We start from the raw sequence: 25,424 nt of genomic DNA, 5'->3' as shown, positions 1-25,424 counted from the left end.
GCCCGCGCACCCCTTTTGGTCAGGGCCGCGGGCAACTGCCTTCTTGGGGGCGCGGGGAACTGCGCGCTCAGCCACCCCCAACCCGCACCCGGCCACCACCCGTCCTACGACTCCCCATCCACCGGAACCTTCTGCGAAGCAGGACCAGCCGGCGGAGCCGCATACCCGTTCACCGCCGAACCGTCCTTGCCGGCCTGCCCGTTCTGCTCCTGACCCATCGACGACAGCAACTGCCGAGCCAGCCCCAACCCCGTACCGCCCATCGTCAGAGCCTTGGCGAACATGTCGGACATCCCATCGGCCCCGTTCAGCAACACCATGTGCTCAACGTTCCCGAACGCCCCCGCCCCGGCCCTCACGATCTCCGGCCAGTTCTCGGCAAGTTGCTGCGCGACAACGGCCTCCTGGTTCTCCGCCAGCGCGGCGGCCCGCGCCTTGATGGCCTCGGCCTCAGCGAGCCCCTTCGCCCGCGTGGACTCGGCGATCGCAAGACCCTTGGCCTGCTGGGCGGCAGCCTCGGCCTCACCCGTCGCACGGGTGGCGGTCGCGGCGGCCGAACCCCGCGCCCTGGTCGCCTCGGCCTCGGCACCCGCGGCCGTCGTGACCCGGGTCGCCTCCGCCGCGGCCGCGAGCTCCGTCTCCTTGGCCTTGGCCTGCGCCGCGGAGATCCGGACATCGCGCTCCGCCTCGGCCAGCGTGCGCTTCTCGTACGCCTTCGCGTCCGCGGGCTTGCGGACGTCCGCCTGGAGCTGCTGCTCACGGCGGTGCGCCTCCAGCTCGGCGACACGTGTCTCCTGGACCACGACCTCCTGCCGCGCCGCCGCGTCGGCGAGCGGTCCGGCCTGCCGGGCCTTGGCGGAGGCGTTGTCGCGCTCCGCCTGGTATCCGGCCTGGAGGATCTCGCTGTCCCGGGTAGCCTCCGACATCCGCGCGGCGGCCTGCTGTTCGGCCTCGGTGGCCCGCCGGTTGGCCTCGGCCTGCGCGATCCGGGCGTCCCGCTGCACGGCCGCCGCGTGCGGCATGGCCAGGTTCTTGATGTAGCCCGTCGGATCCTCGATCTCGTGGATCTGCAGCGAGTCGACGATCAGTCCCAGCTTCTCCATCTCCGTACCGCACGCGGCGCGGGTCTGCCCGGTGAGCTTCTCGCGGTCGCGGATCATGTCCTCGACGGTCAACCCGCCGACGATGGACCGCAGATGACCGGCGAACACGTTGTGCACCCGCTCCGACATCAGCTTCTGCTGATCGAGGAAGCGGCGGCCCGCGTTGGCGATCGACACGAAGTCGTCGCCCACCTTGAAGATGACCACGCCCCGCACCTTGAGCGGAATGCCCTGGTGGGTCACGCAGTCCACGGACAGCTCGGTCTCGTTGAGGTCGAGCGAGAGTTTGCGCACCGCCTGGACGCCCGGCAGCACGAGCGTGCCGCGCCCGGTGACGATACGGAAGCCCATGCCCTCCTCAAGGCCTTCGGTGCGGTGCTTCGAACCGGAGATGATCAGTGCTTCGTTGGGCTCGGCGACACGCCACATGAGCTTGAAGACCACGACGATGAATATGAGCGCGAGGACCGCTGCCCCCGCCACGACGCCGACAACCATCGGCATTCGCCCCCTGTGGGATGGTGCCCTTTCGGCACCGAACGAACGGAGTGTGCGCCCGGTCGGGCCCGGCGGTACAGACGCTGACGACTCTTTGGCGCATCCTTGACGAGCACGACACGCTCACATGGCACGGACGCCCCTGGCCGGCTCAACCGTCGTACGCCGCCGACACGTACACCGTGCGGGGCGGCAGGTACTCCACCACCATCACCACCGTGCCCGACTCGATGCGGTCCTTCGGGGAGGCGGGATAGGCGAGGAAGTGCTCGGCGCCGCCGCGGACCCGGACGATCACCTCGCCGACGAGCCCCGGCCCGATCGTGCCGGTCACCCGTCCCATGAGGCCCACCATCGACGCGTCGTCCATGGTCCCCAGACTACGGGCCGGCAGGCGCCCCGAAATCAGGTACGGCGCCGTCCACTTCACCGCTCGGCCAACGCTCGTACCACCGCTGGTCCGCCTCCAGCTGCGCGGCCAGCGACACCAGGAGCGGCTCGCTGTTCGCGGGCCCGAGCAGCTGCGCGCCCACCGGCAGGGTGCCGTCGACGAACCCCGCGGGGACGTTGACGCCGGGCCAGCCCAGCACGTTCCACGGCCAGGCGTACGGACAGGCGGCGATCATGGCCCGGTCGGTGCCGAAGCCACTCAGATCGTGCAGGGCGCCGATGCGCGGCGGGGGAGCGGCGGTGGTCGGCGCGAGCACCACGTCGTACGTGTCGAAGAGCGCGCCGATGCGCCGGTGCAGCCTCGCCTCGGCGCGCCGGGCCAGCCGCAGCGGGGCCCCGCCGAGCAGCCTGCCCAGTCGGGCGGCTTCCAGGGTGCGGCGGTCGAGCAGGGCGGGATGGGGTGTCTCGCGGACCCGCTCGGCGATCCCGGCCGTGGCGCGCGGGATGAAGGCCAGCCCGATCTGCCCGTACGGCGGATCGGCCTCCTCCACCTCGTGGCCGAGCGAGGCCAGCCGCTCTGCGAGCGCGAGGACCCGGTCGCGTACGTCGGGCCGCAGCCGGGCGGGCAGTGCCGTGAACGGCGGCTTCAGTGAGAGCGCGATGCGCAGCCTGCGGGGCTCCCGGCCCACCGCGTCCGACACGCGCAGCGCGGGCGGGCGGTGCAGATCGCGCTCGTGGCTGCCGCTCGCCGCGTCCAGGAGCAGCGCGGCGTCCTCGACCGTACGGGCGAGTGTGCCGTTGACCGTGATGCCGTGGAAGGACTCGGCGCGCGGCCAGGTCGAGATGCGGCCGCGCTGCGGTTTGATGCCGATCAGATGGGTCCAGGAGGCCGGGATCCGCACCGAGCCCGCGCCGTCCGAGCCCAGCGCGGCGGGCACCAGGCCGGCCGCGACCGCGGCCGCGGAACCGCCGGACGAACCGCCCGGCGTGTGCCCGGTGTGCCACGGGTTGCGGGTCTCACCGAAGGCAGGCCCCTCGGTGAAGGGCCACTGCCCGAACTCGCAGGTGTTGGTCTTGCCGACGACCACGGCCCCGGCCGCCCGCAGCCGTCGCACCGCCTCGCCGTCCTCGGCCACCGGCGGAAACTCCCCGCGGCAGCCGAACGCGGTCGGCTCGCCCGCCACGTCCATGTCGTCCTTGACCGCAACCGGCACCCCGAGCAGGGGTCGGCGTTCGCCCGCCGCCAGCTCCTTGTCCGCGGCGTCGGCCTCGGCGAGCGCGGCCTCGGCGCGCACCAGCCGGAAGGCGTTCAGCGTGCCCTGAGAGGCCTCGATCCGGGCGAGGGCCTCCTCGACGAGCGTCCGCGAGGACACCGTTCCCTCGGCCAGGGCGCGGGCGCACTCGGCGAGACCCGCGGCACGGTCGGGAGTCACGGGAGTCATACGGCCACCTCCGGGAGCGCGTTGTCTACTGAACGGTAACGTCAAGACGGGCCCAGCGGTACGGGAAGGGCAACTTCCCTCGCCAGGACGGCGATCCGCCCGTCCACGGCACCGCTCCCGCCGGCCGGACGGCGCGTCGGACCTTGACTTCGAGCGCGCTCAAAGATCTACGGTCATGGCAGTCGGTGACGGTCCGGCGGTGAGCCCAGGGTGACGGAGACGGACATGCGGGTCGGCGTACACATCAACCGGTTCAACCACCCCCGGGGCGCCGCCGCGCTCGGTCCCGAGCTGGCCGCCGCGGGCGCCGCCGCCGAAGCGGCGGGCGTGAGCTGGATGTCGGTCATGGACCACTACTTCCAGATGGAGTTCAACGGCGGCGCCGAGAGCGACATGCTGGAGGCCTACACGACTCTCGGCTTCCTCGCGGCCCACACCTCCACGGTCCAGCTCGGCACGTTGGTGACCGGTGTGACGTACCGCCATCCCGGACTCCTCGCCAAGATCGCCACCACGCTCGACGTCCTGTCCGGCGGCCGGGCCACCCTGGGCATCGGTGCGGCCTGGTACGGCCGCGAGCACGAGGGCCTGGGAGTGCCGTTCCCGCCGCTCGCGGAGCGCTTCGAGCGCCTTGAGGAGACACTGCGGATCTGCCTGCAGATGTGGGACCCGGAGACCGACGGGCCCTTCGAGGGCAAGCACTACCGGCTTGCCGAGACCCTCTGCGTACCGGCGCCGGTGAGCACTCCTCGTCCGCGGATCATGATCGGCGGGGGAGGCGAGAAGAAGACCCTCCGGCTGGTCGCCCAGTACGGGGACGCCTGCAACCTCTTCGCCTCGGCCCCGGAGGAGGTCGCGCACAAGCTGGACGTCCTGCGCGGGCACTGCGACGCCGTGGGGCGCGAGTACGCCGACATCCACAAGACGCTCACCCACTCGGGAGACCCGCGGGGCGAGGCCGAACTCGACGCCTTCACCCGGGAGTTGGAGGGCTACTCCAAGCTCGGCATCGAGACGGTGATCCTCGGCCCGCGCGTGGACGAGCCGGCCGCGTGGATCGAGCAGCGGGTGGCCCCGGTGGTCGGGCGACTGTCCGAACTCGGCTGAACCACAAGGCTTCTGGCGCGCGGCCCTACGCGGGCTGGTGGCGTGCCAGTGCGACGAACTGTTCCAGCACCCGGGCCACCCCGTCCTCGTCGTTCGAGGCGGTGTGGAACCGTGCCGCCCGCCTGACCGACGGATCGGCGTTGGCCATGGCGTACGAACGGCCCACGGCCCTGAGCATGGGCAGATCGTTGGGCATGTCGCCGAACGCGGCGATGTCGTCGGTACGTATACCGAGTCCGGCGCTCCAGGCGGTCAGGGCGCTGGCCTTGGTGACTCCCGGCGCGCTGAACTCCACGAGGGCCAGCCCCGTGGAGTGCGTGGTCTCGGCGTCCGTGCCCGCACCGGCATGTGCCCGCGCATGGAAGTCGCGCAACGACAGCGTCGGATGATGCGCCAGGATCTTGAGGACCGGCTGTTCGGGGTTGCTCACCAGCAACTCCTCGGCGCTGCCGATGAGTTCGACCTCGGACTCGCCGTACGACCAGGCGGGGTACGCCGGTTCGTGGCCGAAGACCGTCTCGTACTCGAAGGCGAAGGACACACCCGGCACCGCCGCGCGCACCCGCGCCACGAGCGGGGCCACGGAGGCGGCGGGGAACGGTGACAGCCGCACGGGCGTGCCGTCGGGCGCGTACACGGCGGCGCCGTTGGCGGTGACGGCGAAGTGCCGGCCGATGTCGCGGTGCAGGGCGGGGAGGCCGCGCGGGGGACGGCCGGTGACGAGGGCGAGGCGGATTCCGGCCGCCTCGGCCGCGGTGAGCGCGGCCGCCGTCCGCCCGGAGAGGGTCCCGTCGCTGCGCAGCAGCGTCCCGTCCAGGTCGGTGGCCACGAGCTTCGGCGGCGTGGCGGGGCCGGGGGCCGGGTCGGGCGTCGTCGTCATCGTGAACCGGTGCCTTCCGGGCCGGGCCGGGGGCCGGCCGGGGTGTGGGAACCGGTGGTGCCGGGAGGCGGCCACCGGGCGAACGTACGGGAGGGGGCCGGAACCAGGTCGGTTCCGGCCCCCTCCCGCTCTTGCGGCGAGCCGCGGGAGCCTGCGCCTGTCGTCAGGCGGCGACGGGCGCGTCGGCCTCGCCGTGGATGCGGCCGATGACCTCGGTGAGCTGGGCGGCCACCTCGGCGTCGTCGGCCGGGTGCGTCTCGGCGAAGCGGACCACGGAGCCGGGGATGGAGAGCTTGATGTCCTCAAGGACCTTGGCGCCGGCGATGCCCGCGGCCTTGCGGGTCTCGTCCTGCGCCCAGACGCCGCCGAACTGGCCGAAGGCGGTGCCGACGACGGCCAGGGGCTTGTCCTTGAGGACGCTGGCGCCGTACGGGCGGGACAGCCAGTCGATGGCGTTCTTCAGGACGGCCGGGATGGTGCCGTTGTACTCGGGCGAGAAGAGCAGCAGGGCGTCGGCGGCGGCCGCGGCCTCGCGCAGCCGGGCGGCGGCGGCCGGGACGTTGCCCTCCACGTCGATGTCCTCGTTGTAGAAGGGGATCTCGGCGAGGCCCTCGAACAGGTTGATCTCCGCGCCCTCGGGGGCGAGCTTGACGGAGGCCTCGGCGAGCTGGCGGTTGTGGGAGCCGGCGCGGAGGCTGCCGACGAGCGCGAGGATGCGAACAGACATGGGGAACTCCAAGGGGGGTGAAACATTGCCGTTACGATCCGGACCGGGGTCCGTTTAATGTTGTAGCACCTAAACGGACCACGGTCCAGTTTTCTTCCCGGGGCGATACGCTGTCTTCATGTCCGTCTCCCTGCCGCCCTTCCCGAAGCCCCAGGAACCGACCGGCGAACCCGTCCTGCTGGAGCTCGGCTCCTCGGACGACGAGCCCTGCCTGCGCGCCGACGCGGCGCGGAACCGGGCCCGGCTGCTGGAGGCGGCCACCCGGCTGATCGAGGAGCACGGAGCGGCCGGAGTCACGATGGAGGCGGTGGCCGTGGCCGCCTCGGTGGGCAAAGGGACGGTCTTCCGCCGTTTCGGCGACCGCACCGGCCTGCTGACGGCTCTGCTCGACCACTCCGCGAAACAGCTCCAGGCCGCCTTGCTCAGCGGGCCTCCGCCGCTGGGTCCCGGGGCGCCGCCCGTCGAGCGGCTGCGGGCGTTCGGCCAGGCCGTCCTGCGTCAGGCGGCCGACCACCTGGAGCTCCAGATGGCGGCCCAGCCGGAAGCGGCCCGCCGCTACTCCATCCCGCCCACGCGTTTTCTGTCCGGTCACGTCACCCTGCTGCTGCGGCAGGCGGTGCCCGACGCCGACTGCGCCCTCCTCGCCCAGGCCCTGATGGGCTATCTCGACCCCGCCCTGATCCACCACCTGACCGAGGAGTGCGGGATGCCGATGGAGCGCCTGGAGGCGGGATGGATCGACCTGGTGGCGCGCGTGACGCGTACGGAACTGCCCCAGTAGGCCCGGGATTTGGGCCGCACCGCGCCTGGGGCGGCGGTTCCGCAGGTCCGGCACGCGCGGCGCCCCCGGCCCCGGGCCCGTCCCCGGCTTCTGCAAAGATGCCGTACGTCATGGTGCAGATACCGAAAACATCCGCCCCTGCGTCGCCCGCGCCGCACTCGGTGCCCACGAGTGCCGATGTGGCCCGCCTGGCGGGGGTCTCGCGCGCGACCGTCTCCTACGTCCTGAACAACACCAGCGCCGTACGGATCAGCGAGCCCACCCGTCGCCGTGTCCACGAGGCGGCCAAGGAACTCGGTTACGTCCCGCACGCCGCGGCCCGCAGTCTGCGCGCCGGGCACAGCCGCATGGTCCTGATGCCCGCGCCGGACGTGCCCGTGGGCCCGCTCTACGGCCAGTTCTTCAACGAACTCCAGTGGGCCCTGAGCCGCCTCGACTACACCGTCGTGCAGTACGGCAGTGTCGGCCTCCAGGGCGACGAGGCGGCCCGCGCCTGGGCCGAGCTGCGCCCGGTCGCCGTGCTCGTGCCCGGCGGCGGACTCGGCACGGAGGGCGTGGCCGTCCTCAAGCGCTCCGGCGCCCGCGCCGTCGTCACCCTCGGTCCCGACCGGGTCGAGGGCGCGCACGCCCTGATCATGGACCACCACGAGGTCGGCCGGAGCGCGGGCGCCCATCTGCGGGCCCGTGGCTACCGTCGCGTCGGAGTCGTGGTCCCCGAGGATCCCGGCCTGGCGATCTTCTCCAAGCCCCGATTCGAAGGCGTACGACAGGCGCTCAGCGGCACCGGCGCGTCGGTGACCGAGGTTTCGCTCGTCTACGACGAGGAGGCCGCGTCCCAACTCGCCGCGCGCTGGCGTTCGTTGGGCCTGGACGCCGTGTTCGCGTACAACGACGAGTACGCGATGCTGCTGATGCGCGCCCTTCAGGATGAGGGCATCGCCATCCCGGGAGACACTGCTGTCATCGGCGCCGACGACCTGATGCTCGGCCGGCTCCTGCGTCCCAGGCTGAGCACCGTCCACATCGACCTACCGTCCGGGCGGGAGCTGGCCGAGCTGGTCGACCGCGCGGTGCGGGAGCCCGGCGCCCCGCCGGAGGCGCACGAGGTGCTGGGAGCGACGGTCGTGCACCGCGAATCGAGCTGAACACCTGGGAGGCGCGTCATGCGGACCACGGTCGGCATCATCGGCGGAGGCCCGGCCGGGCTCCTGCTGGCCCGGCTGCTGCACCGGACAGGGATCGACTGCGTCGTCCTGGAGAGCAGGACCCGCGCGTACGTCGAGCAGCGGCAGCGCGCCGGGATGCTGGAGCAGGGCACGGTGGACGCCCTGCGCGAGTGCGGCGCCGCCGACCGGCTGGAGATCGAGGGACTGGTCCACAACGGCATCGAGCTGCGCTTCGACCGTGAGCGGCACCGCATCGACTTTCCCGTGCTGACCGGCGGCCGCACGGTCACGATCTACGCCCAGACGGAGATCGTGAAGGACCTCGTGGAGCTCCAACTCGCCGACGGGCCGCCGCTGTTGTTCGAGGCCGAGGTCCTCGCCGTCGAGAACGCCGCCGAGGAGCCGGGCGCCGGCGCCCCGCTCGTGCGCTTTGTGCACGACGGCCGCGAACAGACCCTCACCTGCGACTACGTGGTCGGCTGCGACGGCTTCCACGGCATCGCCCGCGACGCCTTCCCGGCCGCCGTCAGCCGCACGTACGAACACGAACACCCCTACTCCTGGCTCGGGATCCTGGCCGATGTGGCGCCCTCCTGCGAGGAGTTGATCTACGCGCGCGGCCCGGGAGGCTTCGCGCTGCACAGCATGCGCTCGACATCGGTGTCACGGCTGTATCTGCAGGTCCCGAACGGCACCGACGCCGACGACTGGCCCGACGAGCGCATCTGGGACGAGCTCGACGCGCGCTTCGCGATCGACGGCGACTGGCGGCTGGAACGCGGCCCGATCACCTCCAAGTCGGTCACCGGCATGCGCAGTTACGTCCACGAGCCGATGCGCCACGGACGGCTCTTCCTCGCCGGGGACGCCGCGCACATCGTGCCGCCGACGGGTGCCAAGGGGCTGAACCTGGCAGTGTCCGACGTCCGGGTCCTGGCCCGCGGCTTCGCCGAGCTCCACCGCTCGGGATCGACCCAACTCCTGGACTCCTACTCGGAGTTGTGCCTCGATCGGGTCTGGCAGGCGACACGTTTCTCGTACGACATGACTAAGATGTTGCACGCTCAACCAGATGGGGATGCCTTCGAGGACCGGCTGCAGCTCGCGCGACTGCGGCGGATCACGGCATCCCGCCCCGCGGCCGCCGAACTGGCCGCGAACTACACGGGACTTCCGCTCGCGGCCACCGTTCGCGCTGTGGGTCCCACCGGTGTCCACTGACCGATCGGAGAGCCGACATGCCGCTGCTCGACCCGGAGAACTGGCAGTCCCACAACCTGGCGGGCGGTGAGTACGCCGTCACGGAACCCGCGACCGGCGACCCGCTCGGCACCGTCACCCTTGCCTCTGCCGAGGACGTCACGGCAGCAGCAGGGGCCGCCCGCGCGGCCCAGGCCGAGTGGGCCCGCGTCCCGCACTTCGTCCGCGCCGCCGTCCTGCGCAAGGCCGGCGACCTGTTCGCCGCGCACGCCGACGAACTGCGCGACTGGATCGTGCGCGAGTCCGGCTCCATACCCGGCAAGGCCGACTTCGAACTGCATGTCGCGGCCCAGGAGTGCTACGAGGCGGCCGCGCTCGCGTCGCGTCCGGCAGGGCAGGTCCTGCCGTCCGAGGCAGCCCGGCTGTCGTACACGCGCCGGATCCCGGTCGGCGTCGTGGGAGTGATCTCGCCCTTCAACGCCCCGCTGATCCTCTCGATACGCTCGGTGGCCCCGGCGCTCGCGCTCGGCAACGGCGTCGTACTGAAGCCGGACCCGCGCACCGCGGTCTGCGGCGGCCTCGCACTCGCCGCGGTCTTCGCCGAGGCGGGCCTTCCGGAGGGGCTGCTGCACGTGCTGCCCGGAGGGCCGGAAGCCGGGCAGGCGCTGGTCGCCGACCCGCAGGTGCCGGTGATCTCCTTCACCGGATCGACCGCCGCCGGGCGGGCGGTGGGTGAGGCCGCGGGGCGCCATCTCAAGCGCGTACACCTGGAGTTGGGCGGCAACTCCGCGCTGATCGTCCTTGAGGACGCCGACATCGACGCGGTGATCTCCACGGCGGCCTGGGGCTCGTTCTTCCACCAGGGCCAGATCTGCATGACCACGGGCCGCCATCTGGTGCACGCCTCGCTGTACGAGGAGTACATCGAGCGGCTCGCCGCGAAGGCCGACTCGCTGGCCGTCGGCGACCCGCACCGGGAGCAGGTGCACCTCGGGCCGATCATCGACGACGCCCAACTGGCCAAGATCCATGGCCTGGTGGAGTCCAGCACCGCACGCGGCGCGAAACTGGCGGCGGGCGGCACCCACGACCGGCTGTTCTACCGCCCGACGGTCCTCGCCGGGGTCGACGACGCGACCCCCGCGTACGCCGAGGAGGTCTTCGGCCCGGTCGCGCCGGTCCGCTCCTTCGGCACCGTCGACGAGGCCGCCGCCCTCGCCTCCGACGGGCCGTACGGCCTCTCGCTGGGCATCGTCACCCGGGACACCGCGCGCGGCCTCGATCTCGCCGAGCGCGTCCCCACCGGGATCGTCCACATCAACGACCAGACCGTCAACGACGAGGCCGTCGCGCCCTTCGGCGGCATCGCCGCCTCCGGCACCGGCGCCAGGTTCGGCGGCGAGGCCAACCTGGAGGCCTTCACCGACCTGCGCTGGACGACGGTGCGAGGGGATGTGGCGGGCTACCCCTTCTAGGGGCGCCGACGAGGTTACTGATCCGCCAGGGGCGGCGGCGGGTCACTGGGCCTGCTGGCCCTGCTCCGCGATGGACTTGCGGACCTCGTCCATGTCCAGCTTCCGGGCCTGTCCGATGACGTCCTCAAGGGCGGCCTCGGGCAGCGCCCCGGGCTGGGCGAAGACGGCAACCTGGTCACGGACGATCATCAGCGTCGGAATCGACTGGATGTTGAAGGCCGCGGCCAGCTCCGGCTGCGCCTCGGTGTCCACCTTGCCGAAGACCAGGTCGGGGTTGGCGTCCGCGGCCTTCTCGTAGACCGGGGCGAACTGGCGGCACGGGCCGCACCAGGACGCCCAGAAGTCGATCAGGACGAATTCGTTGTCCGTGACCAACTGGTCGAAGTTGTCCTTGGTGAGCTCCACGGTGCTGCTCATGGCGTTGAATCCCTCTTCCTGGGGTCGGGGCCTTGCCGATGTCCACAACGGCGTCGATCAGTGACGTATTCCGCGCACGTACCCGTGTGGCCACGGCCCACACCAGGGACCAGACTGGCCTCATGACGGAATCGGAATCCATCGCGTACGACGTCGTGGTGCTCGGGGCCGGGCCCGTGGGGGAGAACGTGGCCGACCGCGCCCGCGCGGCAGGCCTCTCCACCGCGATCGTGGAGAGCGAGCTGATCGGCGGCGAGTGCTCCTACTGGGCGTGCATGCCCAGCAAGGCCCTGTTGCGCTCGGTCCTCGCCCGTGCGGACGCACGCCGCGTGCCGGGCCTCATCCAGGCCGTGCAGGGCCCCCTCGACGTCGGCGCGGTCCTCGCCCATCGTGACGACTTCACCTCGCACTGGAAGGACGACGGCCAGGTCCGGTGGCTCGACGGCATCGGCGCCGACATCTACCGCGGACACGGACGGCTCGCCGGACCACGCAAGGTCACGGTCGACGGCCCCGACGGGGAACGGCACGTCCTGACCGCCCGGCACGCCGTGGCCGTCAGCACCGGCACCCGTGCCGTCCTGCCCGACCTGCCGGGACTCGCCGAGGTCAAGCCCTGGACCAGCCGCGAAGCCACCAGCGCGCACGCCGTGCCGGGCCGCCTCGTGGTCGTCGGCGGCGGAGTCGTCGGCGTGGAGATGGCCACCGCCTGGCAGGCCTTCGGCTCCCAGGTCACGGTCCTCGTCCGCGGCAAGGGCCTGTTGCCCCGTATGGAGCCTTTCGCCGGGGAGCTTGTCGCCGAGGCGCTGACCGAGGCGGGCGCGGACGTGCGTACGGGCACCTCGGTCGAGGCGGTGACCCGGGAGGGCAACACCGTCGTGGTCACCACCTCCGCGGGGGACCGCATCGAGGCCGACGAGATCCTCTTCGCCACCGGCCGCGCCCCGCGCACCGACGACCTCGGGCTCGAGACGGTCGGCCTGGAACCCGGTTCCTGGCTGTCGGTCGACGACAGCTGCCGGGTGACGGGCAGCGACTGGCTCTACGGGGTCGGTGACGTCAACCATCGCGCCCTTCTCACCCACCAGGGCAAGTACCAGGCCCGTATCGCAGGCGCCGCCATCGCTGCCCGCGCGGCCGGCGTCCCGCTCCTGGAGACCGACCCGTGGGGCGCCCACGCGGCGACGGCCGACCACGCGGCCGTTCCCCAGGTCGTCTTCACCGACCCGGAGGCCGCCGCCATCGGTCTCTCCCTCGCCGAGGCCGAACAGGCCGGTCACCGGGTCCGCGCGGTCGACGTCGACCTCTCCTCGGTCGCCGGCGCCGGCCTCTACGGCGACGGTTACCGCGGCCGGGCCCGCATGATCGTCGACCTCGACACGGAGACGCTCCGCGGGGTTACGTTTGTCGGCCCCGGCGTGGGTGAAATGCTCCACTCCGCCACGGTCGCGGTGGTCGGCGAGGTTCCGGTGAGCCGGCTTTGGCATGCGGTGCCGGCGTATCCGACGGTGAGTGAGGTTTGGTTGCGGTTGCTGGAGGCTTATCGGGACGCGTGAGCGCTCCGCTGGGGTGCGGGGCTTTGTCTGCGGGTTCGTTGTGGCTGGTCGCGCAGTTCCCCGCGCCCCTTGAGGGGCCCTGCGGGCCCTCAAGCGGCGCAGGGTCTCAAGGGGCGCGGGGGCTCAGTTCTCCTCGGGCAGGTCGAAGCCGAGGTCCGTGGCCGCCTGGCTCGGTGTCGGGTGGGACCACCGTTCCAGCATCGCCTGGTTGGAGGAGAGCGAGCGCAGTTCTGCGCGGTCCAGGTAGAGGGTGCCGTTGAGGTGGTCCGTTTCGTGCTGGACGATGCGGGCGGGCCAGCCCGTGAAGACCTCGTCCAGTGGGCGGCCGTGCTCGTCGTGGGCCAGGAGCCGCACCTCGGCGGGCCGGGCCACCACCGCCTGCCAGCCAGGCACGCTCAGGCAGCCCTCGAAGAACGCGGCGCGGGCCGGGCCCACCGGCTCGTACGCCGGGTTGACCAGGACGCGGAAGGGCAGGGGCACCCGGCCGCGTGCCTCGCGGATCTCGTCCGGCACCGGTGCCGGGTCCTCCACGACCGCGAGGCGCAGCGGTACGCCGACCTGGGGCGCGGCCAGCCCGACGCCCGGTGCCGCGTGCATCGTGTCGCGCAGGGCCGCGACGAAGCGTGCGAGGAGCGCCGGGTCCAGCTGGCCGTCGAAGGGCTCGGCCGCGCGGCGCAGCACCGGGTCACCGGCGGCGACGATCGGCAACGGGCCCGTACGGGAGAGCAGTTCCTCCACCTGGTCGCTGAGGGACGAGGGCACGGGGTCACTGGTGGAAGCCATCGCGCCAGGATGCCAAGCGGGCTGCCGGGGTGCGAGTCGGCTCTCTGGGGGAGAGCGAAGACGCCGCGCCTTCCTGGATTCCGGACCCCCTGATCCCCTCCCCTGATCCCCTCCCCGGATTCCTATCCCGCGGCCTTCAGCAACGCCGTCACGCTCTCCCGGGCGCGCGCGACCCGCGACCGTACGGTCCCGATGGGGCAGCCCACCGCCGACGCGGCGTCCGCGTAGGGCAGGCCCGCCAGCTGGGTCAGTACGAACGCCTCGCGCCGTGGCGCGTCCAGGGTCTCCAGGAGGTCGAGGAGGGCCACGCCCTCGTCGAAGCCGGGCAGCCCGCGCGGCTGTGCGCGCTCGGCGGCCGTCTGCCAGTCGCCGCTGTCAGAAATCCGCGGCCGGGTCGCCGCCGTGCGGAAGCGGTCGGCCACCGTGCGGCGGGCGATCGCCAGCAGCCAAGTGCGGGCGCTGGAGCGGGCGGAGAACCCCGGCAGAGCGGTCAGCGCGCGGAGGAACGTTTCCTGGGTGAGGTCGTCGGCGCCGTGCACATCGCCGCTGAGATGGGCCACGAAACGCCATACGTCCCGGTGGGTGGCCCGTACGAACCGCTCGACCGCGTCGGGGTCGCCGGCCCCGGCGGCCAGGGCCCAGCGGGTGATCCGTTCGTCGTCGTGTGTCTGAAGCAGGGCAGAAGCCATCGCAGGTGGTCCTTCGGTGAAGGGAAGCGCGGAGTGAGGAGAGCGGCGTACGGCCCAGGCGACCCGGAAGTGTGCGCGTGAGGCACGCGCGCGTGGGCCTCGCGTGGACCAAGGGGCCATCGCACGCGCGCGTGGACGTACGGCAACGGCACGCGCGCGTGGCTGCGTACGACGCCTGGGCGCAGTACGAGAAGGACCAGGACTCGGTCCACGAAGGAGGACCCGGACTCGGCCTACGAGAAGAACCGGGACCGGCCTACGAAGGGGACCGGGACTTGGTCGCCGGGCACGCGAGCCGTCCGCCGACGGCAGGCACGTACGCCGCGGATCCGCCCGTCACCGGTGGGCGGGACGGACGGTCAGCGGGCGGCCGGTGCGACCGGTGGCCCTCTCCGCGCGACGGCGTACTCCAGCAGAACTCCGCGCAGCGGGCGCACCGGGACGAACACGGGCGCCCGTACGGGCCCGGCCGACCTCATGGCCGCCGACACCCGCAGCGCTCGCAACACCCGCCGCAGCGGCTCGAAGAGCGCGGTGCCGAGCAGCCGGCCCGTGCGGTACGCGATCGCCCGCGCTGTGCGGAACCCGGCCTCCTCGCCGCGCCACAGCCACACACCGCAGACGAGCGCGGCGAGCAGGTGGGCCGCGAACATGCCGACGTCACCACCCATGAGCAGGGTGTCCGCCGGCTCCGGGCCCATCGGGTGCGTATGCGTATGGCCCGCGTCCATGGACGTCGTGGACATGAAGGCGTCCGAGGAGCGCACCCGCTGGGCAAGTCCGAACAGCTGGTGCAGCCCGAGTTGCGCCAAGACCGTGGCCCCGGTCACCAGCCCGACGCCGCGTTCCCGCCCGGTGAGCCACCACGCGGCCGCAGTCGTCGCCGCGAACGCGTATCCGACGGCCCACCACGGCAGGCCCGCCCCGGACATCAGCGCGTGCCCCAGGGCCGCCGTCACCACGCACACGGCCGCGAACACAGCGGCACGCGCGAGGCGGAAGGCGATCCCGGAGGTCATGGCGAGCATCGTGCCAGTACAGGGCCGCCCGGATGACCGGAGGCCCGATTTGCGCCTCACGATGTGACCCACACCACGCGAACCTCCGGGAACTCGACGGCTCCGCCCACCGACTACTGCACCGCAACGGCCGAGCACGGCCCGTCGTCCCCTGCCCCACCGGAGAAGCCCGCCGATGACCACCGCTCCCACGACCGAGACGGACGAGTCCCCGCAAGCCGTCGCCCCCTCCTCGAAACGCGGCCTCTGGTCGCCGCTGCGCCCCCTGGTCCTGCGGCTGCACTTCTACGCCGGAGTGCTCGTCGCCCCGTTCCTGCTGGTCGCGGCCACGACCGGATTCCTGTACGCGGCGTCGTTCCAGGCCGAGAAGATCCTGTACTCGCACGAGATGACGGTCCCCGTCGGCGACGAGAAGCTGCCGATATCCGAGCAGGTCACCGCCGCCCGCAAGGCCCACCCGGAGGGCACGGTCTCCGCCGTACGCCCCTCGCCGAAGGACGACGAGACCACCAGGGTGATGCTGTCGGGCGTCCCCGGCATCGGCGAGACCCACACGCTCGCGGTGTTCGTCGACCCGTACACCGCCAAGGTGCGCGGCTCGCTCGAACAGTACGGATCCACCGGCGCCCTGCCGCTGCGCACCTGGATCGACGAGTTCCACGCCAACCTGCAACTCGGCCAGAACGGCCGGCTCTACAGCGAACTCGCCGCCAGCTGGCTGTGGGTGATAGCGGGCGGCGGCCTGGTGCTCTGGTTCAGCCGCCGCCGTACGCAGCGCAAGATACGCGGGACCACCGGCCGCCGGCGCACGCTCGGTCTGCACGGCACGGTCGGCGTCTGGGCCGCCCTCGGGTTCTTCTTCCTCGCGGCGACGGGCCTGACCTGGTCGACGTACGCCGGCGCGCACATCGACGAACTGCGCACCTCGCTCCACCAGGCCACCCCGGCGGTGTCGGCGGCCGCGGGCGGCGAGCACTCCGGCCACGGCTCCGCCTCGGCCGAGACGGACGTCGAGCACGGCGTCGGCCTCGACAAGGTGCTGGCGTCCGCGCGGGCGGAGGGCCTGGGCGACCCGGTGGAGATCGTCCCGCCGGCCGATGCCGAGTCCGGGTACGTCGTTCGGCAGGTCCAGCGCAGCTGGCCCACCAAGCAGGACGCGGTCGCCGTCGACCCGTCGAACGGCGAGGTCACCGACACGGTTCGGTTCGCCGACTACCCGGTCCTCGCGAAGCTCACCCGCTGGGGCATCGACGCGCACACCGGAGTCCTCTTCGGCCTCGGCAACCAGCTCGTACTCATGGCCCTGGCCCTCAGCCTGGTCCTCCTCATCCTCTGGGGCTACCGAATGTGGTGGCAACGAGGCCGAGCCGCCGCCTTCGGCCGCCCCATCCCACGCGGCGCCTGGCAACAGGTCCCCGCGTACGTCCTCGTCCCCCTGATGGCGGCAATTGCCGTCCTCGGCTACTTCGTCCCCCTCCTCGGCATCCCCCTGGCCGCCTTCATAGCCGTGGACGTCGTCCTGGGCGAAATCGCCCACCGCCGCGGCAAGCGGACGTACTCGACGGCCAATTAGCCAAGTTGAGGCCGAGCAGAGAAAGGGGCCGAGCCCCGGCACCCCGGGTGCGTCACGTCAGTGACGACCCAGGGCACCTTGGGGCTCGGCCCTGTTGCTTCGCGGCGCACCTCTGGGCGCTTCCGCTGCTCGCCGTACTCAAAGGACTCGAACTCGCCCGCTCACAAGGACTCGAACTCGCCCGCGAGGGCCGAGGCGAGGCGGATGTGGGGCTCGGCCTCGTCGGGGCGGCCCTGGCGTTGGAGGGTGCGGCCCAGCATCAGGCGGGCGTAGTGCTCCACGGGGTCGCGCTCGACGAGCAGTCGCAACTGGGTTTCCGCGCGGCCCAGTTGGGCCGAGTGGTAGTACGCGCGGGCCAGCAGCAGTCGCGGGCCCACCTGCTCAGGCACCTCCTCGACCAGGCCGTCGAGGATGCGCGCCGAGGCGGCGTATTCCTTGGCGTCGAAGAACATCCGGGCGCGCTCCCAGCGCTCCGCCGGTGTCCCGTGGTCGTAGTACGTCGTGTCCACTTCCGACCTCCTTCGACGGGCAGAACGACGTCGTTTCGTTGAATATTCCACGACCCCGGCGCGTGCCCTGCGGGGGCCCGGCAGTTGCTTCCGGTGGCTGTTATGTCCGGGCCAGTTCGGCGTTCGCCCGCTCGGTCACGAGTGTCAGTACGCGGCCTGCCGTCGCCAGGTCCTCGGCGGGGATGTCCGCGTAGATCCGGGCGGAGATCTCGCCGGTCTCGGCGGTGACCCGGTCGTACAGCTCCCGGCCGGCGGGTGTGAAGCGCAGTCGGGAAGCGTCCGACGGGAGTTCCTCGACCAGCTTCGCGGCGACCAGTTCGTCGATGGTGGTCCGCACCGCCGACTCCTCGATCTTCAGCGAGCCGGTCACCTCGGCCGTCACCTTGTCGCGCTCGACGGGAGCGCCCTCGGCGGCGACGACCCTGAGGGTCACCGACTGGTTGAACGTGTTGCCCGTACGCGCCAGAACTCGCTCCAGGACGGCGCGTCCCGCGTAGTGGGCCAGGGCGATGACACGGCCGTTGGTCGTGGGATTCGTGGATGTGGTGGGTGCGGCGGTGGTCATGGCTGCTCCGTCTCGTTCTTGGTCGGCGGATCAAGCGGGTCGAGCGGTACGTCCAGCAGGGTCGCCAGCTCGCGGCTGAAGGCCTTCGTGCGTGGGCCGTCGAGGCCTCCGAGTGGCGTCAGCAGTTGTTCCAGCAGTCGGTGCACGATCCCGATCGCGCGGCGGGTGACCTCGCGACCCTGATCGGTGAGCGTCAGCTGCACCGCGCGGGGATCGGCGGGGTCCCGTGTGCGTTCGACGAGTCCGGCGGCCTCCAGGGCGCGGGCGAGCTTCGACACGTACAGCGGTTCGAGCCCTGTGTGGTCGGCGAGTTGCCGCTGGCTGGGGCGCAGTCCGGTCCTGTGCATGCCGTACAGCGACGCCACCAGCGAATACTGCGCGTGGGTCAGGCCGAGCGGTGCCACCGCCCGGTCCACGGCGACCCGCCATTTCATGGACAGGCGCCACACCAGGAAGCCGGGCGTCGCGCCCTCGGGGTTCGTACTCACGAGAGATACGGTACATGGCTACTATGTACATGGCTAGTATCTGTGGAGCGGGCGTCGTGCCCGCCGATCGGCGGGTGGATGGCCTGACGGAGAGACCCCCACGGGGCTAGGTTGTGGGCCATGAGCAATCTTGATCGCGAGGCAGTTCCCGCTCTGTGCGGCGGCCGGGGTTTCGTGGTGGCGGAGCCGGTGCGTGAACTCCTCAGTCCCCGCCGGGTCAAGCTAGGTGAGTCCAGCGAAGTCCGCCGTCTGCTGCCCAACCTGGGCCGGCGCATGGTGGGCGCCTGGTGCTTCGTCGATCACTACGGCCCCGACGACATCGCCGAAGAGCCCGGCATGCAGGTCCCGCCGCATCCGCACATGGGCCTGCAGACCGTCAGCTGGCTCCACGAGGGCGAGGTCCTGCACCGCGACTCCACCGGCAGCCTCCAGACGATCCGGCCGCGCGAGCTGGGCCTGATGACGTCCGGCCGGGCCATCAGCCACTCGGAGGAGAGCCCCAAGTCGCACGCCCGCTTCCTCCATGGCGCGCAGCTGTGGGTCGCGCTCCCCGACGGCGACCGCCACACCGACCCGCTGTTCGAGCACCACTCCGAACTGCCCGTCGTCACCGCACCCGGCATCGAGGCCACGCTCATCCTCGGCAGCGTCGACGGGGCGGCCTCGCCCGGGACCACGTACACCCCGATCGTCGGCGCCGACCTGGCCCTGGCCCAGGGCGCCGACGTACGCCTCCCGTTGGAGCCGGACTTCGAGTACGCCGTGCTGTCCATGTCCGGCGAGGCCCACGTCGACGGCGTACCGCTGCTGCCCGGTTCCATGCTCTACCTCGGCTGCGGCCGCTCCGAACTCCCCCTGCGCGCCGAGTCGGACGCGGGCCTCATGCTCCTCGGGGGTGAGCCGTTCGAGGAGGAACTGATCATGTGGTGGAACTTCATCGGCCGCTCCCAGGAGGAGATCACCCAGGCCCGTGCGGACTGGATGACAGGCTCGCGCTTCGGTGAGGTGGTGGGGTACGGCGGCGCCCCGCTGCCCGCTCCCGAACTTCCGCCCGTGCCGCTCAAGCCGCGGGGGAGGGTGCGCTGACCGGCGGAGATCCGCCTGGCCCGCCACGAACCACCGTCAGGTCCGGCCGCGCAGTCGCACGAGAGCTTGTCTACACGAGAGCTTGCCTAGTTGAGCCGTACAAGAGTCTGCCCGTTCACTCTTCGTGGCGATTTACCTCCTCGTGTTCATGACGAGAAGCTGATCAGTGGCATCGCCAACGGCGCCTGGCCGGCGCACGGCTTCCTGGGGGAGAGTCACCGTGAGGACCATCGAGCACGTCGTGTCCAGGCACCACCCGGCGTTCGTCGTCCCGGCCCTGAACCTGGGGCTCGGCCGGGACGACAAGGTCTACCTGGTGCTCGGCGGTCGTACGGACGGACAGGCGCTGCGGCTCGCGTCGGACGGCTCGGCGCAGCGGTTCGGGCGGGTCGGGTACGCGGCGATGGCCATCACGGCCACCGCGGACGGCGTGATCGCGACCGCCGAGGCCCACTTTCCGCACCGGATCGACTTCTGGGACCGCGAGTTCAACCCGCTCGGGAGCATCGACGACTTCACCGCCAACGACACGGACGGCTTCTTCGCGCCGTCGGCCGTCGAGGCGGCCCCGTCCGGCTGGTTCTACGCCATCGACCAGCACCGCCGACAGGTGGTCCGGCTGAAGCCCGGCACCGTGGACAGGCGCATCACCCTCACCAGGCTCGACCCGGACGCCACCTCCAAGAAGGGCCCGGCGGGGTTGCGGGTGGCCGAGGGGCTCGGGTTGCTCTACACCGCCTGGCCGACGACGGCCGGGGCCGGACTCGTCTGTGTCTCGAAGCTCGACGGGGTGCACGTGCGGAGCATCCCGGTGCGGCCGGCGGGCTTCGCCTTCGGCGGCTACGACGTGGACGACGACGGTCGGCTCCACGTCTCCACCGGGCTGCCGAAGGACCCGGAGCGGCGGCAGGTGGCCGTCCACGACCCGCAGGGCAAGCCCGAGCGCACGGTCACCCTGGCCCTGCCCGACGACTCGTACACGGTCCAGTACCTCAGGGTGCGCAACAAGCTCTACTACGTGAAGCGCAACGACCCCAAGTACCTGTTCGAGGTGTACGACTTCACCGGGACGCTCGTGCGCCGTGTCAGCGCCGACGTGGAGCGGCTCTCCGTGTCGTACGAGGCGGACGAGTGGACCGCGGGCCGGAAGATGCCGCTGACGGTCACCCACGACCGGGGCCGGTGGTCCGACGACCCGCGCTTCCGGGTGTGGCTGCGGCCGCTCGGCGTACCGGAGTTCACCGAACTCCCGCTCACCGATGGGGCGGTCACCCCGCCCGCCGACGCCCGGGGCCTGTACCACCTGCGGGTGTCACCCGACGTCGCCGGACGGATCAGTGACTACGTCGTGGACGGCATCGTCGAGGTCCGGACGCCCGACAGCACCAAGGGCTCGCTGTCCCTGATGACCTGCCGCGTCGTCCCCGGCACGGGCGGCGCCGAGACGTTCACCGCACTGAACCGCTTCTCCTACGGCCGCGGCGAACCCATCACCGTGCGCGTCGTCGCCCGTGTCGCCGACGGCACGCCCCTGCCGGGCAGCGCACGCGTGCGGGTGCTGCGGGACGGGGTGGAGGTCCGCGCCGAGAACGTCACCCTGACGGACGGCAAGGGCCGCCTCCAGCTCACCGCCGAGTACACCGGCACGCTGGAGCCCGGACGGTACGTCATCGACGCCGAGCAACTGCCCGGCTTCACCGTCGCCCCGCAGCACCTCGACCTCGGACCCGGTCTGGTGCGGCGGCCGGACTTCCACATCACCTGGTACAGCGACATCTACGCCAACAACCACGCGAGCATCCCCTCGGACCCCCGGGACGTCGTCAGGGACCCCTCGACGCAGCGCCTGCCGGCCTTCGCGGACCTCCCGGACACCGTCGAGGACCACGTCGCCAGAACCAGGAAGCTCGGGCTCAACCTCTTCGTCGACCGCCTCGGCCTCCTGTGGCCCGCGTCGTTCAAGGATGGCGCCGCCGACGCCACCGTCGTCGACAGACTGAAGCTGTCGAAGACCGCCGTCCACTGGGACAAGGCGGTCTTCGAGGACCCCGCCCGCCGCACCATCGCCGGATACGGCGCCCACGGTATGGAGGAACAGGCCGTCCTCTACGCCAACGACACCTTCCTGCCGCTCAACTGGCCGCGTAACCACGAGGTCCGCGACCAGGCGGCACTCGACCGCGACCTGCTGAAGGCCACCGACAGCCTGCACACCTACGCGGCATTCCGCGGCTGGACCTGGGGCGCGAACTGGTGGGTGGGCGCCATCGGCGCGGGCGCCGCGGAGAACCAGGCCGAGCGCGACAAGTACACCGACGCACTGAAGACCGTCGAGGAGCCCGGAGGCTGGGTGCCGATCCTCGACACCGTCACCGACCGCTCGATCGGCCTCAAGACCAAGGACGCGGCCCGGTTCCGCGAGGTCCTGAACACGCGGTTCCCGGGCAAGCTCAGCGCGGTGACCGGCCCCTACCGCGCACCGCAGACCCTGCCCCCGGTCATGTTCGCCCCCGCCGACGAGGTCGACCTGCACTACCAGGGCGAGCAGCTCCAACTCCTCGGCGCCGCCGCCCACATGGTCGACTACTACCGGCGCCCGGGCAAACCCGTCTGGGGCCACCCGGAGCTGTTCAACGACGACGGCACCGGCGGCATGATCCTGCCGACGCTGTTGCAACAGGTGATGCGGGGCGCGAACGGCACCGGCATGACCGGCGACCAGGGCGCCTACCACCTGGAGGGCATCACCGCCCTCGACGAACGCGGTCCCGGCAGCGGCGGCAGGCCCGGCGACCCCCGCTCCGGCGGCGCGGGCCGCACCTCGATGCTGCGCGCCGCGTTCGACCTGAGCAGCCGCCTCGGCCCCACGACCGCGGGCGCCCGAAGCGCCGACCGCGTCGCGATCGTCGTCTCCACCCGCATGCAGCGGCTGGAGACCTGGCAGGGCCTCAGCAGCAAGTACTTCCTGCGCCTCTTCGAGGCGTACACCGCCTGCCTGTACGCCCACCGCCCCGCCTCCTTCGTCTTCACCGAGGACGTCAGCGCCGACGTCCTGCGCCGCTACGACGCGATCCTGCTGATCGGCCAGCGCACCGACCTGGATCCGCGCCTCGCCACGGCGTTGACCGAGGTGAGCCAGGGACCGGACGCCGTTCCCGTCTACGCCGACGACAGCTGCGTCCAGCGCCACAAAGACGCCTACCGTCCCCTCGGCACCGCCTTCACCCACGTCGAGGGCGACGAGACGCCCCAGAGCGACGACGATTCCTACCGCCGCCTCCGCCGGGTCCTCCTCGACCAGGCCGCCAAGGTCACCGCCGCCCTGAAGGACGTCGTCACCCCGGTCGCCGAGTGCGACAACCCCGAGGTGTGGCTCAGCGAGTGGACGGCCGGGAACACCACGTACATCTGGGCGGTCAACAACACGCTGCTCGACTGGGAGCCGGGCCTCGTCTGGCGCGTGGGCCTGCGGTGCGGCCACCGCGTGCCCGTGATGGCGAAGCTGAAGGTGGCGCCGCCCGCGCTGCACCAGGTCGTCGACGTGCTCACGGGGGAGCGGGTCAGCCTGCTCGGCGGGGAGTTCACCGCGGACCTGCGCACCGCCCCCGCCCGGCTCTACGCCGTCGTCCCGCTGACGCACGACCCCCTGCCGCCCCCGGCCGAGTACGCCTTCGGCCCGCACGTGCGCGACATCGCGGTCGCCGCGGACGGCCGCACCGCCGCCCTGACCGCCTTCAACTGGGACCACAACCTCTACGGCCTCGACCTCGCCACCGGCACCACACGCTGGCGCCGCCGCCTCGGCCACCATTTCGCGTACGCCCCCAGCGCTCCCGGCACCGGCTTCGCCGCACAGGGCTTCGACGTGCACAGCCCCGAGGGGTACCACCTGTACCTGCTGAACGCCGACGGCTCGCCCCGGCGCCGCTTCGCCCTGTTCGGCCTGGCCAAGAAGGCCACCGACTGGACGAAGGGCGAGTGGGGCCACGACTACGGCCTGAACAACTTCGCGGCCGCGCCCGGCGGTTCCTGGATCGCCACCTCCGGCGACCTGGGCCTCGCGCTCTGGGACAACCAAGGCACCGAGGTGCGCGAGAAGTGGGCGCACGAGTGGTGGAAGACCGGCGAGCGGACCCCGCTGCGGCTCCTCGCCCTCGACGACGACACCCTCATCACCTTCGCCGCCGGCACGATCACCGGACTCGCCGCCGCGGACGGCTCAACCCTGTGGTCGATCGGCGTCGGTGAGGGCAGCTTCGGCGGCGGGGTCGTCAGCGGCGACCGGCGCACCGCGGTGATCTGGTCGGACGCCGACGGCGGCCGCGTGTACGTGATCCGCGGCGGCGCCCTCGTCAACACCATCCCCACCGCCGCCGGCGAGGTCTCCGTCAGTGCCGACGGCTCGTTCCTCGCGGTCACCTTCCGCAACCAGCTCAAGGCGTACGACCCCGCGCGCGGACTGCTGTGGACGTACACCGGGGACGACCTGCTGCGCCGACCCCGCGTCTCCCCGGACGGCACCCGCGTCGCCGTCGGAAGCGAACTCGGCACCCTCGCCGTACTGCGGCGCGACGGCACCAGGCTGACCGCCAAGGACCTCAAGGCGCTCCCGGTGCCGGCCTGGCTGCCCGACGGCGGGCTGCTCGTCGCGACCTGGACGGGCACTGTCATCCGCTACACCGCCGGCCTTGACGAACGCTGGCGGACCCGGCTGACCCCGTCCGAGACCGACATCCGCCCCGAGCTCCTCACCCCCGACCCCGTCCCGGTGGTGCGCCGCGCGGGCTGGGGCAACACCACCGCGACCCAGGACCTGACACCCAATCTGATCAAGACCACCTCCGCGCTCCTGGACGTACGCCTCGTCAATCCGACCCGGTACGTCGATCTCGGCAAGCAGAACGCGGTCGCCCTGCTCACCGACGGGCGCGCGGACGCACCGGCCAACCCGTGGGTGCCCTGGTCGGTCATCGGCGCCATCCGCATCCAGGACGGGCAGGAGCTCCTGTTCACCGTCGACACCTTCCGCACGCAGGTCCGACTCACCGGAGTCACCTTCGCCGAGGACCCCGCCCACCCCGTGTCGTGGCTGCGTGACGTCCAACTGCAGTGGTGGGACACCAGAGCCGGGCTCTGGAAGGACGGCCCGAAACTCCTCTCCGACGCGGGCGCCGTGCACACCCACACCTTCGAGGCCCTGTCCTCCTCGCGCTTCCGGCTGCGCACCACCGGCGGCGGCATCTGGCCCGTGGGCAACATCCGGCTCGGCGAACTCGTCTTCCACGGCACCGTGGTGGGCAACTCTCACCGGGACGTGCTGGAGGGGAACGCGCTCGCCGTCCTCTTCGACGACCGGGACGACGACGTGCGCGACATCGTGGAGGACAGCGCGGCGGCCGACATCCAGATCGGCGGCGCGGCCGTGGGGACCAGGTGTCTGCGGCTGAAGAAGGCGGTGGAGCGCTACCCCACGTCGCGGGCACCCTTCGGGCACGCCATGCACGACTGGGACTTCAGGATCGTGGAGAATCCGAGCGCCCCGGGCGAATACCGCCACCTCCAGTTCGCCTGGAAGGCCCTCAGCTCCGCGACCACGGGGATCAGCGTCCGGCTCGGACCCGCGAGGTCCGCCCCCATCTTCTCGGCGTCCATCGGCGACTCGCACTGGCCACCACAGACGTCCATGGTCGAGAAGCGGTTCGAGGGCCCCGTCCCCGCCGACTGGGAGGTCGTACGCGTCGACCTGTGGAAGTTCACCGCCGGAGCCGTCAAGGTCGTCGACCAACTCGCACTGCGCAGCAATGGCGACGGCGCCCTGTTCGACCAGATCGTCCTCGCCCGCACGGAGGCAGCACTGCCGAACCTGCCCTGGCCCCGGTCGACGTGACCCCCGGTGGGCCGGTGACACTGGGCATGTCGCCGACATCGACGCGGTCGGATCATCGTCGCCTCCGGCGCCCACGGCTTCCG

At 71.9% G+C, this 25,424-nt stretch carries 21 protein-coding genes; 9 read left to right on the top strand and 12 right to left on the bottom strand.

Annotation, left to right across the window (positions count from 1 at the left end; translation table 11 throughout):
- Positions 1-104 precede the first annotated feature (104 nt).
- From ACFWXQ_RS02870 to ACFWXQ_RS02860, 3 genes are all read right to left on the bottom strand, one after another.
- Entirely contained in the window at positions 105-1,607 is a 1,503-nt protein-coding gene (locus tag ACFWXQ_RS02870; RefSeq protein WP_383952834.1) for an SPFH domain-containing protein, read from the bottom strand.
- 145 nt (positions 1,608-1,752) lie between these two features.
- Complete coding sequence (locus ACFWXQ_RS02865) at positions 1,753-1,971, bottom strand: hypothetical protein (protein WP_383952832.1); 219 nt, start codon at positions 1,969-1,971, stop codon at positions 1,753-1,755.
- A 10-nt stretch (positions 1,972-1,981) separates the two neighbouring features.
- Complete coding sequence (locus ACFWXQ_RS02860) at positions 1,982-3,424, bottom strand: amidase (RefSeq protein WP_383952856.1); 1,443 nt, start codon at positions 3,422-3,424, stop codon at positions 1,982-1,984.
- 234 nt (positions 3,425-3,658) lie between these two features.
- Between ACFWXQ_RS02860 and ACFWXQ_RS02855 the strand changes: the two genes are divergently transcribed.
- On the top strand, positions 3,659-4,540 hold the full coding sequence (locus tag ACFWXQ_RS02855) for an LLM class F420-dependent oxidoreductase (RefSeq protein ID WP_383952854.1): 882 nt from the start codon (positions 3,659-3,661) through the stop codon (positions 4,538-4,540).
- A gap of 25 nt (positions 4,541-4,565) precedes the next feature.
- Here the strand turns inward: ACFWXQ_RS02855 and ACFWXQ_RS02850 are convergent, their stop codons facing one another.
- Positions 4,566-5,420, bottom strand: coding sequence for an HAD family hydrolase (locus ACFWXQ_RS02850; protein WP_383952830.1), 855 nt, complete (start codon positions 5,418-5,420; stop codon positions 4,566-4,568).
- A gap of 163 nt (positions 5,421-5,583) precedes the next feature.
- Positions 5,584-6,147 carry an NAD(P)H-dependent oxidoreductase gene (locus ACFWXQ_RS02845; RefSeq protein WP_384093669.1) on the bottom strand — a complete coding sequence of 188 codons (564 nt, stop codon included), beginning with the start codon at positions 6,145-6,147 and terminating at the stop codon, positions 5,584-5,586.
- A gap of 118 nt (positions 6,148-6,265) precedes the next feature.
- Between ACFWXQ_RS02845 and ACFWXQ_RS02840 the strand changes: the two genes are divergently transcribed.
- The 4 genes from ACFWXQ_RS02840 (at position 6,266) to ACFWXQ_RS02825 (ending at position 10,769) form a co-directional block, all read left to right on the top strand.
- A complete protein-coding gene (locus ACFWXQ_RS02840; RefSeq protein WP_383954944.1) occupies positions 6,266-6,928 on the top strand; it encodes a TetR/AcrR family transcriptional regulator in 663 nt (220 codons plus the stop codon).
- A 110-nt stretch (positions 6,929-7,038) separates the two neighbouring features.
- A complete protein-coding gene (locus tag ACFWXQ_RS02835; RefSeq protein WP_383954946.1) occupies positions 7,039-8,073 on the top strand; it encodes a LacI family DNA-binding transcriptional regulator in 1,035 nt (344 codons plus the stop codon).
- An 18-nt stretch (positions 8,074-8,091) separates the two neighbouring features.
- Entirely contained in the window at positions 8,092-9,315 is a 1,224-nt protein-coding gene (locus ACFWXQ_RS02830; RefSeq protein WP_383954948.1) for a 4-hydroxybenzoate 3-monooxygenase, read from the top strand.
- 17 nt (positions 9,316-9,332) lie between these two features.
- Complete coding sequence (locus ACFWXQ_RS02825; RefSeq protein WP_383954950.1) at positions 9,333-10,769, top strand: benzaldehyde dehydrogenase; 1,437 nt, start codon at positions 9,333-9,335, stop codon at positions 10,767-10,769.
- Positions 10,770-10,811: 42 nt separating this feature from the next.
- On the opposite strand, the gene trxA is transcribed toward ACFWXQ_RS02825, so the two are convergent.
- Positions 10,812-11,186, bottom strand: coding sequence for a thioredoxin (trxA, locus tag ACFWXQ_RS02820; protein WP_383954952.1), 375 nt, complete (start codon positions 11,184-11,186; stop codon positions 10,812-10,814).
- Between the two features lie 122 nt (positions 11,187-11,308).
- On the opposite strand from trxA, the gene ACFWXQ_RS02815 reads away from it, so the two are divergent.
- On the top strand, positions 11,309-12,742 hold the full coding sequence (locus ACFWXQ_RS02815; RefSeq protein WP_386267368.1) for a dihydrolipoyl dehydrogenase family protein: 1,434 nt from the start codon (positions 11,309-11,311) through the stop codon (positions 12,740-12,742).
- Positions 12,743-12,865: 123 nt separating this feature from the next.
- On the opposite strand, the gene ACFWXQ_RS02810 is transcribed toward ACFWXQ_RS02815, so the two are convergent.
- The 3 genes from ACFWXQ_RS02810 to ACFWXQ_RS02800 all read right to left on the bottom strand — a co-directional run bounded on the left by ACFWXQ_RS02810 (position 12,866) and on the right by ACFWXQ_RS02800 (position 15,233).
- On the bottom strand, positions 12,866-13,525 hold the full coding sequence (locus tag ACFWXQ_RS02810) for a peptide deformylase (protein WP_383954959.1): 660 nt from the start codon (positions 13,523-13,525) through the stop codon (positions 12,866-12,868).
- A 122-nt stretch (positions 13,526-13,647) separates the two neighbouring features.
- Positions 13,648-14,214, bottom strand: a complete 567-nt coding sequence (locus ACFWXQ_RS02805) for a sigma-70 family RNA polymerase sigma factor (protein WP_383954961.1) — start codon at positions 14,212-14,214, stop codon at positions 13,648-13,650.
- 359 nt (positions 14,215-14,573) lie between these two features.
- Complete coding sequence (locus tag ACFWXQ_RS02800) at positions 14,574-15,233, bottom strand: hypothetical protein (protein WP_383947159.1); 660 nt, start codon at positions 15,231-15,233, stop codon at positions 14,574-14,576.
- Positions 15,234-15,408: 175 nt separating this feature from the next.
- Between ACFWXQ_RS02800 and ACFWXQ_RS02795 the strand changes: the two genes are divergently transcribed.
- Positions 15,409-16,806 carry a PepSY-associated TM helix domain-containing protein gene (locus ACFWXQ_RS02795; RefSeq protein WP_383947162.1) on the top strand — a complete coding sequence of 466 codons (1,398 nt, stop codon included), beginning with the start codon at positions 15,409-15,411 and terminating at the stop codon, positions 16,804-16,806.
- Positions 16,807-16,967: 161 nt separating this feature from the next.
- Here ACFWXQ_RS02795 and ACFWXQ_RS02790 read toward each other — a convergent pair whose 3' ends face one another.
- From ACFWXQ_RS02790 to ACFWXQ_RS02780, 3 genes are all read right to left on the bottom strand, one after another.
- Positions 16,968-17,315: a tetratricopeptide repeat protein gene (locus tag ACFWXQ_RS02790; RefSeq protein WP_383947165.1), complete on the bottom strand. Its 348-nt coding sequence runs from the start codon at positions 17,313-17,315 to the stop codon at positions 16,968-16,970.
- Positions 17,316-17,415: 100 nt separating this feature from the next.
- Positions 17,416-17,880, bottom strand: coding sequence for a MarR family winged helix-turn-helix transcriptional regulator (locus ACFWXQ_RS02785; protein ID WP_383947168.1), 465 nt, complete (start codon positions 17,878-17,880; stop codon positions 17,416-17,418).
- Complete coding sequence (locus tag ACFWXQ_RS02780; RefSeq protein WP_383947170.1) at positions 17,877-18,368, bottom strand: MarR family winged helix-turn-helix transcriptional regulator; 492 nt, start codon at positions 18,366-18,368, stop codon at positions 17,877-17,879. Before ACFWXQ_RS02780 ends, ACFWXQ_RS02785 begins: the two co-directional genes overlap by 4 nt.
- Positions 18,369-18,488: 120 nt before the next feature.
- On the opposite strand from ACFWXQ_RS02780, the gene ACFWXQ_RS02775 reads away from it, so the two are divergent.
- Complete coding sequence (locus ACFWXQ_RS02775; protein WP_383947173.1) at positions 18,489-19,454, top strand: pirin family protein; 966 nt, start codon at positions 18,489-18,491, stop codon at positions 19,452-19,454.
- 220 nt (positions 19,455-19,674) lie between these two features.
- Positions 19,675-25,341, top strand: a complete 5,667-nt coding sequence (locus ACFWXQ_RS02770; protein ID WP_383947175.1) for a WD40 repeat domain-containing protein — start codon at positions 19,675-19,677, stop codon at positions 25,339-25,341.
- The last annotated feature ends 83 nt before the right edge of the window (positions 25,342-25,424 follow it).

The sequence above is a fragment of the Streptomyces sp. NPDC058697 genome, assembly GCF_042715345.1.
Classification (GTDB): domain Bacteria; phylum Actinomycetota; class Actinomycetes; order Streptomycetales; family Streptomycetaceae; genus Streptomyces; species Streptomyces liliifuscus.
Note: the sequence above shows the minus strand (reverse complement) of the source record. Positions and strands in the feature narration are given on the sequence as shown.